Genomic DNA, 13,126 nt, shown 5'->3' with positions numbered 1-13,126 from the left:
GCGGCCGGCCCCTCGCTCAGCTGTCTTCGGCGAAGGGCTTGGCGCGCAGCTGCGTGAGCGTGTGGCTGCCCAGCGCCCGCGTCCGCCACTGGGTGTTGCCGATCATCATGTACAAAAAGCGCGGCATGGTCGGGCGGCTCATGAGCTCGACGGCCCGCGCGGGGATCGACTGGCCGCGCGCGAGGGCCTCTGCGGCCATGGTCAGCGCCGGCACCGCCCAGCGCCCGTGCGGCATGGCCTCCTGGAGGCGATGCCCACCGATGGGCTGGCCGCCGCCCATGGCGAGGGCGCCCGCCCACTCGAGCTTGGCCGCGCGCGCGAAGATCCGCGCGATATCCACGGCGGTCTCGCAGTGCGCGGCCTCGGGGAAGCCGCAGTTGATGACCGCGGCGAAGCGCGTGGGCGAAGGCTCGGCCTGGGCCTCGCGGTGCGCGGCGATCCGCTCGCAGGCCTGCGTGACCAGGTAGGGCAGCGAGTCGACGTAGACCGGGCTGGCGAGCACGACGAGATCGGCGGCGTCGACCTTCTCGCACAGCGCCTGCCCGCGGTGCGAGTAGACGACCAGGCGCTCGATCTCAATTTCGATCCCTTCGGCCTCGCCCTCCCCCGCCTGGGCCGCGAGCTGCTCGCCCAAAAACCGCAGCAGCGACTCCGAGGCGCTCGTCCCCGCCGGCTTCCCGCTCCCGATCAGCAGCAGCACCTTCACGCGACCGCCTCCTCTCGAGCCACGCGGGCGAGGACCTCGGCGATCGCCCCGTCGAGCGCCACCTCGAGGCGCGCCGGCGCCTCGCCTGCGGCGACCACCAGCGGGAGGTGGATGTGCGCGTGGGTGTTGAGGGCCACGCGGCCGACGAGCTTGCTGAACACCGCCGCGGCCTCGGGATCGGGCGAGGCGAGCTCGCCGACGTCGAGCTTCGCGGGGTAGTGATCGTAGCGAGGCTGATGGTGGACCTCGCCCTCGACCTTGGTGAAGAAGGGCTCGACCAGGCAGATCAGCCGGTCGAGGATCTTTTTGATCTCCGAGGAGAACCCGCCAAAGGTCACCGGCGTGACGATCGAGGTCACGTCAGCGTTGATCCACGCCCGCGCGATGTCCTGAGATTGATCGTGGGTCTTGCACTGCCCGGGGCTCTCGACCCAACACTCGAAGCAGCCCACGCAGTGGGCGAGCTCGAGCTCGCGCAGACACAGGACCTCGGCCGAGACGCCCAGCGCCTCGAAGCGCGCGGCGAGGCGGGCGCTGAGCGCATCGCAGCCGTCGTGCCCCCCGCCGAGAGAGCCATTGAAGATCAACGCTCGCTTCACGCCACCAAGACTCCTCCCCCTGTACGTGCCCCAAAAGCGCAGATGTTGCGCCTGACAGCGTTGCAAACACGTAACCGAGCGGCCCACCTCCCGGGCTGGTGTCGGCGAGGAACGCAGCTCGTGCTTCGAGGCCACGCGAAGATCGGTCATGCTCGAAGCTGCCATGAACATCTCGAAGACCATGGGCGAGCTTGGGATCGATCGCGACAACTATCGCGCCCTGGGTCTCTTGCCGCTGGTCTACGTGGCCTGGGCCGACGGCACCGTGCAGCGGGCCGAGGGCTCGCTGATCCGCCGCGTGGGTCGAGACAAGGGCTGGCTGACCGGCGGCGGCGAGGCCCTGCTCGAGCGCTGGCTGTCCACGCCGCCGACGCCAACGAGCATCGATGAGGGCCTGAAATTGCTGCGTTCTTTGGCCAACGAGCGCCGCGGCTTCGGCCGCGCGGTCTCGGTCCAGACCCTGTCGAGCCTGCTGGTGCTCTGCAAGGAGGTCGCCGAGGCCGCCGGCGGCATGTGGGGGCTGACCGAGTCGATCAGCGCCGAGGAGGAGCAGGCGCTGGCGACGATCGCCGAGGCCTTTGGCATCGGCGACGCCGGGACCTGGCGCGAGATCGTCTCGCGGGTCGAGGCCGAGCCCGTGCCGAGCGTGCCCGGACCGCGGGGGAGCGTGCTCGTCGGTGAGCTCGCCGCCTTGAGCCGCGATCCCCTCGGCCTGCTGCTGCGCTGCCTCAACGATCACGGCGACGTCGTCCGCGTCCGCATCCCAGGCAACGAGTGGTTTTTGATCTCGCACCCCGATCACATCAAGCGCGTGCTGATCGAGCGCACCGACAACTACATCCGCGGCGAGAGCCAAGAGCGCATCCGACTGATCGTCGGCAAGAGCGTGCTGACCACCGAGGGCGAGGACTGGCGAGCGCTGCGCCGCATCACCCAGCCCGCCTTCCACCGCGACTCGCTGGCCAAGATGAGCGCGATGATGGTCCGCTGCGCCGACGAGATGGTCGACGAGTGGGCCGCCCGCGAGCAGCCCGGGGGCGCGGTCGAGCTCGCCGGTGAGTTCCACCGCCTGACCCTGCGGATCATCGGCCTGGCGCTGTTCAGCATCGACCTCCGCGCCGAGCAGACCCGGGCGTTCAGCGAGGCCCTCGCGCTGACCTTGGAGTACGCCGCCGGCTCGTCCAGCCCCTTTCGCCTCCCGAGCTCGGTCCCGACCCCCAGCAACCTGCGCTACAGCCGGGCCCACGCCCTGTTCACGCGCACGGTCGACGAGACCCTCGCGGCCCGGCGCAAGCGCGGCGAGGCGCCCCCGGATCTCCTGGCCATGCTGCTCACCACCGTCGACCCCCAGACCGGCGACGGCCTCGACGACGACCAGCTCCGCGGCGAGGTCCTCACCTACCTGATCGCCGGCCACGAGACCACGGCCAACGCCCTGACCTGGCTGTTCTACGCGCTCTCTCGCCACCCCACGGTCGCCCGCCGCGTCGACGAGGAGCTCGCGCGGGTGCTCGGCGACGCCACACCGACGGCCGCCCACCTGCCCGAGCTCGAGTACCTCGAGCAGGTCCTGCTCGAGACCATGCGCCTGTACCCGCCGACCTTCCTGCTCGCCCGCGAGGTCGTCGCCGAGGACAACATCGGCGGGTTCACGATCCCCGCGAAGTCCTGGGTGCTGCTCTCGCCCTACGTCACCCACAGGCGGCCCGAGCTGTGGCCCAACCCCGAGGGCTTCGACCCCGAGCGCTTCTCCCCCGCGGCCAGGGCCGAGCGCCACGCCTGCGCCTACCTGCCCTTCTTCGTCGGGCCACACAAGTGCATCGGCCAGCACTTCGCGATGATGGAGATGAAGCTCGTCACCGCCACGCTGCTCCAGCGCTGCCGCCTGGATCTCCTCCCCGGCTTCGAGCCCGGGCTGGACGCCACGGGGCTGACCTTGCGGGCCCAGCACGGGCTGATGGTGCGCCCGCGCTGGCGCGAGGCCGACGCGCCTACTTCTTGACCAGCTTGAGCCCGGCGGGCTTGCGCATCTCGACGCGGTACTTGCTGCCGGCGCGGACCTCGATGGTCCCCGCGCGCTTCCACGAGTCGCCCTCTTTTTGGCGCATGTAGACCGCGTGGCGGCCCTCCGTCAGCCGGGCCTGGCGGCGCGGCTCGAGGGTCATGACCCGGCCGTCGACCTTCACGTAGACGAAGAAGAACTCGTTGGCGACGAACTCGACGGAGACCCGGCGCTTGGACTTGGCGTCGTCGCCGTCCTCGTCCTCGTCTTCGTCGCCCCCCTCGGCCTCGTCCTCGTCCTCGGGCGCAGCGGCGAGCTCGGCCGCGTCTTCGCCGGTCTCTCCGGTCCCGCCGGTCTCGCCCTCACCGGTCTCCCCCGCCTCGCCGGCCTCGGCCATCTCCTGCGCGGCGGCCTTCGCCAGCTCGGGGTCGGGCTCGATGTGACGCGTCACCACCGGCTTTGCGTCGCGATCGTTGGCCTCGTCGTCGTCGTCGCCAAAGATCGCGGCGCTCAGGCCGATCAGCCCGAGCAGGCCGACGCCCGCGAGGGCTGGGATCAGCCACTTGGGGCGACCGCTGCCCAGGCCGCCGATGCCTCCGTCGTAGTAGAGCCCGCTGTCCGAGGCGAGCTCGCGCTCGGGCTCGGTCTTGGGGAACTCGGCGGACGAGGCGGACGAGCCCATGATCCGGCGCAGATCCGTGTCCGTCCTGTCGCTGTCGAAGGCGGCCTGCACGAGCGCGCCGGCGGCCTCGGGGTGCTCCCCCGCCGCGGCAGGGGCGGCCGCGGAGGCCATGGCGCCGTCGAGCGCGGCTCCCCACTCCGCCTCTTCTGCGGCCGCCTCTTCTGCGGCCGCCTCTTCTCGCGCGGCCTCTTCTCGCGCCGCGCCCCACTCCGCCTCTTCTCGCGCAGCTTCTTCCGCCGCGGCCTCTTCCGCCGCGGCCTCTTCCGCCGCGGCGTCTGCCCGCGTCGCCGCACCTGTAGCGACCTCCTGCGTCGCGGCGTCCAGGCTCAGCGCCGCGCTCGTCTCGAAGTCTCGCTGCCGTGGCGCGCCGCCGGGCTCGACCTCGCCGGTGGGCGCAGCCGAGTCTTCGAGCGCGCTCGAGACCACAGTGACCTCGTCGGGGCCAGCGAACTCGTCGGCGCGCACGCCCTCGTCTCGCTGCTGCGCGTAGCTGCCCGACTGCCCCGGGGTCGCCCCGGGCGAGAAGCTCTGGCGCCGCGGGCTCGAGCCCACCGTGGGCACGGCCGGCGCCTTGTCGGGGACCTCGCGCACGAAGGGCGAGCTCTGCGAGGCCGAGGGCGAAGGACCCGTCCGCAAGCCGGTGCGCGAGCCAGTTCGAGAAATTGCAGCGCTCGACTGCGAGGCCGAGGGCACCGGCACGCCCGAGAACGAGCCCTCGGACTCGAGGATCTCCTCGGGGATGGCGTAGGCCGAGGAGCGCTCGACGAACTCCTGGACGAGCGCCCCGAGGCCCATGGACTCGTTGCGATAGTCCGGCCACTTGTAGAGCTGCTCGAGGGACTCCTTGGCGCTCTGCAGCCGGTCGACCTCCTCGGGCTCGAGCAGCCACATGCGCAGCAGGTCGAGCTGAGCGGGGACTTCGGTGGGGTCGACGTTGAGCTCGGGGACCTCACCTTGGAGGACCATGCCCAGCAGCCGGGTCTCGTCGATCCGCGCCCGGAAGGGCCGGCCGTCGATGAGCTCGTGGAGGATGCCGCCGACGGCGAAGAGATCGATGGTCGGGTTCCGGGTCTGCTTCTTGAGCTGCTCCGGCGGCATGTACTGGAGCTTGCCCTTGACGAAGACCCCTTGGGTCTCCTCGGTCGCGAAGCGAGCGATGCCGAAGTCCATCAGCTTGACCTCGCCGGAGGTCGTGACCATCACGTTTTGCGGCGAGACGTCGCGGTGAACGATCACCGAGCCGGCCGGCGTGCGGACCTCGTGGGCGTAGGCCAGGGCCCGGAGCAGCTCGCCGATCACGTAGGCCGAGACCCGCACCGGGAGCTTGCGGCCCTGCTTGCCCAGGCCACGCTCGAGCTGCGAGAGCGTCATGCCCTCGATCAGCTCCATGACCATGTAGCACTCGTCGCCCTCGTCGATGGCGTCGAAGACCTGGACGATGTTGCTGTGGCTCAGCAGCATCGACAGCCTGGCCTCGGCCAGGAACATGTCTCGATACTGCTGCTTTTGCGCGAGGTGTGGCGCGAGCACCTTGATCGCCAGGAACTTGTCGCCCCCGACCGTCGAGGTCGACGCGGCACGGCGCGCAGACCAGACCTCGGCCATGCCGCCAGTGCCGATCCTGCGCAGCAGCTGATATGGGCCGAGGTAACGCATGCAGTGGCGCCCGGGTGGGCGTCGAGTCGCCATGTTGCACGGGGTATCGGCCTTCGATCAAGAAGCGCGAAGCCCTGCGCCGGGCTGCCCTGGGGCGCCCCGGTTTCTCTACAGTAAGTAACCCCTGGTAGATCACGCATCTGCCAATTCATCACCTGTACGTCCGAGCCCCCACCCCACGTCGACCGAGCCCAGCTGTACGAAGTGACAGGAGACACGGCGAAGGACCTCGCCCTGACAGGACGTGCGCGAGCCTTCACACCCAAGCCCGCCATCGGGGCACCTCGCGCAGCCGCCTACCAGTACCTGTAGGGCACTAGTAGACGGCGTGTTCCCCATGATCTGTACAGTCCGCAAATCTTGGTATGGTCCCCGCCGTGCTCGCCGCCACCGCGCTCTCCGGGCTGCTGCTCTTCGCTCCCGTGGAGCAATCACCGGGTTACCAGGAGGCCCTCACCCGCGTCGAGGAGGCCAACATCGAGGTCAACCGTGACCCCGAGAGCAACTACGCGATGCTCGCCGAGGCCCTCGAGCAACTCGGTGACTTCGAGGCCGAGCTCAGCGACGACGCCGAGGCCCAGGAGATCGTCCAGCTCTCGATGCTCAACCTCGCCCGGGCCCTGCTCGTCGCAGACGACGCGCAGGCGGCCGTGGTCATGGACGAGGCCATCCGCGCCAGCCAGGGCCAGCCCATGCCCGTCGAGCGCTTTGGCCCGACCCTCGTCGAGTTCCACGACGAGCGCCTGGCCGCCCTCGAGGCCGAGGGCCGCGCCGAGCTCCAGGTGGTCTGCGCCCTGCCCTGTGAAGTCGCCATCGACGAGCGCCCCGCGGACACCGACGCCTCGCTCTTCCTGGGCAGCTACCGAGTCCGCGTGATTTCCGCCGATGGCTCGCTCCCGCCCGAGCGCCACACCCTCGAGCTGGACCGCGCGAACGACGTGGAGGTCATCGAATTCCCCCTGGCCGGCCTGCCCAGCGACGAGCCGCCGCCGCCCCCTCCGCCCTACCAGCGCATGATGCCGCGCTGGGCGGAGATTGGCCTGACCGTCGTCGGCATCGGCGCGATCGTCGGCGGTGGCGTCGCCCTGAGCTTCGACGGCAAGTGCCCCAAGAAGCTCGACCCCATCGACGACGCTGCCGACTGCCCCTCGCTCTACGAGAGCACCGTCCCCGGCTTCGTGGCGATCGGCGTGGGCGCGGTGACGACCCTGGTCGGCGGGGTCATGCTCACCGTCGACGAGGTCCGCCTGGGTCGCCACAAAGGGCGGCAGGTCAGCCTCTCGTGGACCCTGCGCTTCTAGGAGCCGATCCAAAAAAGCACCCCACGCAACACCATCGCCGCGTGGGGCCCAGAGGATGGACAGCGGAGCCTTTGCTCCTCTGACAAGCTACGCCCAGACGGACCGCGGCGCCGGTGCAACGTTGGACGCGTTCACGGCTCGGACGCGGCAAAAATGGCGCGCGCCCGGAGCTGGCCGCGGCTCACCAGGGGAGCCAGCCCAGGGGATCGTCGGGGCCCTCGCCCTGACCACGGATCGCGTGCTGGGTCTGGCTCGCGATGGCCTCGCGGGCGTCCTCGGCCAGCTGGGGAGGGAGGCGCAGCTTGACCTCGGCGCCCTCGAGCAAGATCCCGCCGGTCAGCAGGTCTCGGCGGACCCGGCGGACGTTGCGAAAAGCCAGCCGCTGCGGGCGTCCGCGGTGATCGAGGACGACCACCGAATTATCGGTGACCAGCACGGCGCGGCGGCTGAGCCACTCGCGGCCGCCCAGGAGCAGCGCCGGCGCCAGCACGGGGGCCAGGGTCTTCCACTGCTCGCTCAGCGGCGCCCGCCACATCTCGGGGGCGAAGAGCGTGGCCAGGCCGAGGACGACCAAGCTGGCCAGGCCGACCCAGACCACCGGCCACCAGCTGATCTCGGCCTTGTGGTTCCACCAGATGACGGGTTCACCAGGGCGAAGCTGCCGGGCGAGCTCGAGGGGGACCGTGCCCGGGGAAGCTGGCGCGTGCGCCGCAAAGCGCCTGCCCGCGGGGCCCGGCCCGTGGACGAGCTCGGCGTCGATGGGGCCCCCCGCCTCGCCGCCGGCCTCGCGCGCACGATCCTCCGGCGCCGCGACCAGCTGCAGCCGTCCCCGGGGGCCGCTCATCCGCGCTCGTCTCCTGGCGCGGCGGCCACCAGATCTCCGACGCGCGCGCCCAGCCGACGCAGCGCGTGGTCCATGACCACGAGGGCCGCCATGGCCTCGACCATGGGCACGGCGCGAGGCAGCACGCAGGGATCGTGGCGACCCTTGCGAGGCACGAATGTCACCGAGCGGCCGTCGCGGGTCACCGTCTCTTGCGGCTTGAAGATCGTCGCCACCGGCTTGAAGGCCACGGCCAGGCGGATCGCCTCGCCGTTGCTGAGCCCACCTTGGATCCCCCCGCTGTGGTTGGTCCGCGTGCGCACGCGATCCTCGGCCATGAAGAAGGGGTCGTTGTGTGTCGAGCCGCGCATGGTCACCGCCGCGAAGCCCTCGCCGATCTCGAAGGCGCGGCTGGCCGGCAGGCTCATCATCGCCCCAGCCAGGGCGGCGCTGAGCTTGTCGAAGACCGGTTCGCCGAGGCCCGGGGGCACGTTACGGATCACGCAGCGAACCACCCCACCCAGGCTGTCACCTTGCTTGCGAGCCTCGCGGATCCCCGCGTCCATCTGCTCGGCGACCGCCGGATCCGGGCAGCGCGTGGGCGAGCGATCGACCCGCGCGCGATCGATGCTGGCCTCGTCCATCGCCGGGCAGCGCAGCGCGTCGATCTGCTCGACCCAGGCGACGATCTCGACGCCAAAGCAGGCCGCGAGCAGGTCCTCGGCCAGGGCCCCCGCGGCGACCCGGGCCACGGTCTCGCGCGCCGAGGCCCGACCCCCGCCGCCCACCGCCCGCAGGCCGAAGCGCGCGTCGTAGGTGTAGTCGGCGTGGGAGGGGCGGTAGAGCTCGGCGAGGTCGCCGTAGTGCCCGCTGCGATGGTCGCGGTTGCGGACGAGCATGGCGATCGGCGTGCCCAAGGTCCGCTGTGACTCGGGCTCGACGCCCGCGAGCAGCTCGATCTCGTCGGCCTCGCGGCGCTGGGTGGTCAGCTCGCTCTGGCCGGGGCGCCGGCGGGCGAGCTGGGCGGCGATCGCCGCGTGCGGGAAGGGGTGCCCCGCGGGGCAGCCGTCGATCACCACCCCGAGCCCTCCGCCGTGGGACTCGCCGAAGGTGGTCACGCGAAAGCGCTCGCCAAAGCCGTTGCCTGCCACGTCCTCAGTCTTTCACGCAGCGGTAGCGCAGGCGCTTGCCAGGGACCTGGCCGCGGGGATAGCCGCCGTGGTCCACCGCCAGCGGCTCGTCGTCTTCCTCGTCCCGGGCGTTGGACCAGCGCCGCGCCGAGTCCACCTCGGGGTCGGCGCGCACGAAGTACTCGAGCTCCGCGGGCGTGGGCAGGCGCCAGCGCGAGCCGGCATCCTCGCTGATCATCGACGCGCAGCCGTCGATGGCCGAGCCCCAGGTGGCGAGGGTGGCGGGGCCCATGCACTCGCCGTCGACGAAGCGCTGGCCGTGGTCGCAGATCTCCCACACGAGCTCGGCGTGCGGGCTGTCCTCGTCGGCGCAGGCCGACGCGGTCACGGTCGCGACCAACGCCAAGGCCGCGACCAGAGGTCCTTGCAACAGGCGCGGCGCCCGGGCGATCGAGAGGGAGGCCATGAGTCGCGGGATGATACCCGAGGCCAGGGCCGCCGCCGCCCCGCCTACGCTCCCGCTTACGCCCCCACCCACGCCCACGCAGGACCCGCGACCCCGGCGCAGCCACGCCAGCGCGACCCTGCGCCCAGTCCTGCGACCCGTCGTGCAGCCAGCTCAGCGCTGGCCGCGACCGTCACGGCCAGCTGGGCTCGTCGGTCGCGTCGGCGTCGCAGACCGAGCGCTCGACGCCGCAGTCTCCCCACAGCCCGGCCCGGGCCGCCACCAGGCAGCTGCCGCAGTCGTCGGGGGAGCTGGCACAGATCGCGTCGCAGGCCAGATCCGCGCAGGAGTAGAGCGAGCCAAAGAGCCGCGCCGTCTGGGCGGTGGTCGACGCGAAGCAGGCCGCGGCGCAGTCAGTGGCCGGGTCTCCACAATTGGTCAGACAGGCCTCGAGCTCGCTGCAGCTCTTGTTCTTGTAGCTGCCCGGGGTCGTGCACCAGCAGGCATGCTGAAAGCTCTCGGTGGGCGTGCAGGTCACGTTGAGGGAGGTCCCGCAGACCGAGGCGCAGTCGTAGTTCACGAGCTCGCCGGAGTCGTAGTCGCAGGTCCACAGCGAGTCCTGATCCGCGCAGTAGTCGTCCAGGACGGTGCACGCCTCGTCGTCGTCGTCGCTCGTGTCGTCGTCGTCACCGTCGGTGTCGTCGTCGTCCCCCGTGTCCGTCTCCTCGGCCCCGGGTAGGCTCTCGAGCTCCTGGAAGAAGTCACAGCCACCGAGCGCCAAGCTGAGGGCGAGGGTGAGGAGCGAAGCGGCGCGGCGGTTCACGGCTCGCAGTGGGACACGAAGGCCGCCGGGTCAGCAAAAAAACCGCAAAAGGGCGCTGGTGCCAGGAAAGGCCGCGCTCTGGCATGCTCCAGGACCATGAGCCCGGCCGCGCCCCCGACCATCGATCCCGAGGACCCTGCCGCCTTGCGCGAGCGCGTGGACGCCCTCGAGGCCCGGGTGACCGAGCTCGAGATCCAGGCGAGCTACGACCGCCGCAACCACGATCTCCTCGACGAGGTCGTGCGCGAGTTCGCCGCCCGGGTCGAGGCCCTCGAGCGCCGCCTCACCGAGCTGGGCGAGGCCGTGGCCACGGCAGGAGATCCCTGAGCGCCGCTCACCTTCCGCCCGCGGCGGTGTTACAACCCTCGCCGTGGCCCGCCGCGGCATCCCATTTGGCAAGCCCCCGCCCGCCCCGGGCGGCCGCGGCGGCGTAGATCCGGCGCACGAGCGCCCGGGCCCCGGGCCGCAGGACGCACCTCCCCAACAGCAGCAGCACCCCCGCGGGCGCCCCGGGCCGCGGATCCACGGCGTCCACGAGGTCGTGAGCCTGGCCCACCGCACCCTCGAGCGCGCCCTGCCGGCGCTGTGGGTCGAGGGTGAGGTCTCCAACCTCTCGCTCCCGCGCAGCGGCCACGCCTACTTCACCCTCGAAGGCGGCGGCGCGGCCCTGTCCACGGCGATGTGGGCGACCAGTGTCCGCCGCCTGCGCTTTCGCCTCGAGGACGGCCAGCGCCTGCGGGTCTTTGGCCGCCTGGGCATCTACCTCAATCAGGGCCGCTTTCAGCTCTACGCCGACCGGGCCGAGCCCGCCGGGGGCGTGGGTGAGCGCACCTTGCAGCTCGAGCAGCTCAAGCGCCGCCTGGCCGACGAGGGCCTGTTCGCCGCCGCCCGCAAGCGCCCGCTCCCGCCCTGGCCGCGCCGCGTGGGCGTGGTCACCAGCCCGACGGGCGCGGCCATCCACGACATCCTCCAGGTCATGCGCCGGCGCATGCCCACGCCGGTGCTGCTCTCCCCCGCCAAGGTCCAGGGCCCCGACGCGCCCCTCGAGCTCATGGCCGCCCTGCGCCGCCTGGCCGCCGTCGAGGGCGAGGACGCCGTCGACGTGATCATCATCGGCCGCGGCGGCGGCTCGCTCGAAGATCTGTGGGCCTTCAACCACGAGGGCCTGGCCCGGGCCGTGGCCGAGTGTCCGCTGCCCGTCGTGTCCGCCGTCGGCCACGAGGTCGACGTCTCGATCTGCGATCTCGTCGCGGATCGCCGGGCCGCCACCCCCTCGCAAGCGGCCGAGCTCGTGGTCCCCGACCGCGAAGCCCTGCGCGAGCGCCTGGCCAGCCACGAGCGCCGCCTGGTCCGCGGGATCGAGCGCCACACCGTCGACCTCGGCGCCCGGCTGCACGGCAACAGCAGCCGCCTCGAGCGCTGGGGTCAGGCCCTGGTCCGCCGCGAGCGCGAGCACCTGCGCGTGGCCTCGGCCCGCCTCGAGCGCAGCCTCCGGGCCCAGCTTCGCAGCCAACGCGCCCGCCACCGAGCCCTCGCCGAGCGCCTGCGGGCCAACGATCCGCGCGCGCGCCTGGGAGAAGAGCGCGCCGAGCTCCGCGCCCTCGAGCGGCGCCTGCTCCGATCCGGCCGCGCGCTCACGGCCGAGCTCCGCCCGCGCCTGGCCCGGGCCGCCGGCAAGCTCGACGCCCTCTCTCCGCTCTCGGTGCTCGGCCGCGGCTACGCCCTGGTCCGCGACGACGAGGGCCGGGTGATCCGCGACGCGGCCGAGGTCGAGCGCGGGGATCGCCTGGCGCTTCGCCTCGCCCGCGGCGCCCTCGAGGTCAGCGTCGAGGCCACGCACGGAGCCGATCCCGCCCCCACTCTCCCCCCCACCCCCCAGCTAGGAGCCCGTGGTGAAACCCAACACGACACCTCGCTTGGTCCTTCCGCCGATGGCGTTGTCGCCAAAACTTGCGGTACGCCCGGTACAGCGGCGTTTTGGCTTCGCGCCCCCGACGAAAACCCCGGCGCGAGGAGCCGCGCTGGGTTCCACCACGGGCTCCTAGACGAGGGGACAAAAGACGAGTGAGCGCCTCCCCAAAACTGCTGCCGCGCTGCTTTGGGGTGTTCGGCGATCCCATCGCCCACTCGCGCTCGCCGGTCATGCACCAGGCCGCCTTCGCCGTGCTCGGCCTGCCCCACCGCTACCTGCCCTTCCACGTCCCCGCGCCGGCCCTGGCCGCGGCCATGCGCGGCGTCGCGGCCCTCGGCTTCGGCGGCGTCAACCTCACGCTCCCCCACAAGCAGGCCGCGCTCGCGCTTTGCGACGCGCGCTCGCCCGCGGCCGCGCGCATCGGCGCCGTGAACACCCTGCGCGTCGTCGACGGCCGGCTGTGCGGGCACAACACCGACGGCCGCGGCTTCCTCGACGCCCTCGCCGAGCTCGGTGATCTCGGCGAACTCGACGCCCTCGGCGAGCGGGCCAGCGCCACGGTGCTCGGCGCCGGCGGAGCCTCGCTGGCCATCGTCGACGCGCTGCTGACCCGCTTCCCCCGGCTCCGACTGCGCTGGGTCAGCCGCCGCCCCGAGCGGATCCCCGCGCAGCTCCCCGGGCTCGCCGACATCCCCGACGCCGCGACCCGAGTCCAGCCCTGCGCCTGGTCCGAGCTCCGCGAGCTGAGCGGTCAGCTGCTCGTCAACACCACCATCGTCGGCCTCGCCGGCGGGCCCGAGGACTTCCCGGCCCCGCTCGAGCTCGGCGGCCTCGACCCGCGCGCGCGCGTCGTCGACATCGTCTACCCCCGGCGCCCCGAGGGCCTCCTGGATCGCGCCGCCGCCCACGGCCTGCGCGTCCAAGACGGCCTCCCGATGTTGCTGTGGCAGGGCGTCGCCGCCCTCGAGCTGTGGCTCGGCGAGCGCCCCTCGCAGGCGGCGATCGCCGCCATGCGCACGGCCCTGTACAGCTGAGCGAGACAGCTGC

Annotated in this window: 12 protein-coding genes; 5 read left to right on the top strand and 7 right to left on the bottom strand. The window is 72.1% G+C overall.

All coding sequences use genetic code 11. The annotated features are described in order from the left end of the window. Positions 1-16: 16 nt before the first annotated feature. Complete coding sequence (locus G6O69_RS19475) at positions 17-706, bottom strand: NAD(P)H-dependent oxidoreductase (protein ID WP_172305023.1); 690 nt, start codon at positions 704-706, stop codon at positions 17-19. Then, positions 703-1,305 carry an NAD(P)H-dependent oxidoreductase gene (locus G6O69_RS19470; RefSeq protein WP_172305022.1) on the bottom strand — a complete coding sequence of 201 codons (603 nt, stop codon included), beginning with the start codon at positions 1,303-1,305 and terminating at the stop codon, positions 703-705. Before G6O69_RS19470 ends, G6O69_RS19475 begins: the two co-directional genes overlap by 4 nt. A gap of 148 nt (positions 1,306-1,453) precedes the next feature. Here G6O69_RS19470 and G6O69_RS19465 point away from each other — a divergent pair, with 148 nt between their 5' ends. Next, complete coding sequence (locus tag G6O69_RS19465) at positions 1,454-3,307, top strand: cytochrome P450 (RefSeq protein ID WP_172305021.1); 1,854 nt, start codon at positions 1,454-1,456, stop codon at positions 3,305-3,307. Here G6O69_RS19465 and G6O69_RS19460 read toward each other — a convergent pair. Next, positions 3,297-5,678, bottom strand: coding sequence for a serine/threonine-protein kinase (locus G6O69_RS19460; RefSeq protein ID WP_172305020.1), 2,382 nt, complete (start codon positions 5,676-5,678; stop codon positions 3,297-3,299). The two genes, G6O69_RS19465 and G6O69_RS19460, sit on opposite strands and share 11 nt — an antisense overlap. A 344-nt stretch (positions 5,679-6,022) precedes the next feature. Between G6O69_RS19460 and G6O69_RS19455 the strand changes: the two genes are divergently transcribed. Then, on the top strand, positions 6,023-6,946 hold the full coding sequence (locus G6O69_RS19455) for a hypothetical protein (RefSeq protein ID WP_172305019.1): 924 nt from the start codon (positions 6,023-6,025) through the stop codon (positions 6,944-6,946). 181 nt (positions 6,947-7,127) lie between these two features. On the opposite strand, the gene G6O69_RS19450 is transcribed toward G6O69_RS19455, so the two are convergent. From G6O69_RS19450 to G6O69_RS19435, 4 genes are all read right to left on the bottom strand, one after another. Then, a complete protein-coding gene (locus tag G6O69_RS19450; protein ID WP_172305018.1) occupies positions 7,128-7,790 on the bottom strand; it encodes a hypothetical protein in 663 nt (220 codons plus the stop codon). Then, positions 7,787-8,920, bottom strand: coding sequence for a chorismate synthase (aroC, locus tag G6O69_RS19445; RefSeq protein WP_172305017.1), 1,134 nt, complete (start codon positions 8,918-8,920; stop codon positions 7,787-7,789). The genes G6O69_RS19450 and aroC overlap by 4 nt, the downstream gene beginning before the upstream one ends. 4 nt (positions 8,921-8,924) lie before the next feature. Next, on the bottom strand, positions 8,925-9,365 hold the full coding sequence (locus G6O69_RS19440) for a hypothetical protein (protein WP_172305016.1): 441 nt from the start codon (positions 9,363-9,365) through the stop codon (positions 8,925-8,927). A gap of 172 nt (positions 9,366-9,537) precedes the next feature. Further along, positions 9,538-10,167 carry a hypothetical protein gene (locus G6O69_RS19435; RefSeq protein WP_172305015.1) on the bottom strand — a complete coding sequence of 210 codons (630 nt, stop codon included), beginning with the start codon at positions 10,165-10,167 and terminating at the stop codon, positions 9,538-9,540. A 96-nt stretch (positions 10,168-10,263) separates the two neighbouring features. Here G6O69_RS19435 and G6O69_RS19430 point away from each other — a divergent pair, with 96 nt between their 5' ends. From G6O69_RS19430 to G6O69_RS19420, 3 genes are read left to right on the top strand one after another with little or no spacing between them, the layout of a single operon-like run. Beyond that, positions 10,264-10,494: a hypothetical protein gene (locus G6O69_RS19430; RefSeq protein WP_172305014.1), complete on the top strand. Its 231-nt coding sequence runs from the start codon at positions 10,264-10,266 to the stop codon at positions 10,492-10,494. Positions 10,495-10,537: 43 nt separating this feature from the next. Then, positions 10,538-12,235 (top strand): exodeoxyribonuclease VII large subunit, encoded by a 1,698-nt coding sequence (xseA, locus tag G6O69_RS19425; protein WP_172305013.1) that lies wholly within the window; start codon positions 10,538-10,540, stop codon positions 12,233-12,235. Next, entirely contained in the window at positions 12,232-13,113 is an 882-nt protein-coding gene (locus G6O69_RS19420) for a shikimate dehydrogenase (RefSeq protein ID WP_172305012.1), read from the top strand. Before xseA ends, G6O69_RS19420 begins: the two co-directional genes overlap by 4 nt. Positions 13,114-13,126: the final 13 nt, after the last annotated feature.

It is taken from the genome of Pseudenhygromyxa sp. WMMC2535, assembly GCF_011083025.2.
This window is presented reverse-complemented; position numbering and strand designations above follow the sequence as displayed.

Coding starts and splice junctions, on each gene's coding strand:
- G6O69_RS19465 (WP_172305021.1), top strand. CDS start 1,454: ATGCTCGAAGCTGCCATGAACATCTCGAAGACCATGGGCGAGCTTGGG.
- G6O69_RS19460 (WP_172305020.1), bottom strand. CDS start 5,678: ATGGCGACTCGACGCCCACCCGGGCGCCACTGCATGCGTTACCTCGGC.
- G6O69_RS19450 (WP_172305018.1), bottom strand. CDS start 7,790: ATGAGCGGCCCCCGGGGACGGCTGCAGCTGGTCGCGGCGCCGGAGGAT.
- G6O69_RS19440 (WP_172305016.1), bottom strand. CDS start 9,365: ATGGCCTCCCTCTCGATCGCCCGGGCGCCGCGCCTGTTGCAAGGACCT.
- G6O69_RS19430 (WP_172305014.1), top strand. CDS start 10,264: ATGAGCCCGGCCGCGCCCCCGACCATCGATCCCGAGGACCCTGCCGCC.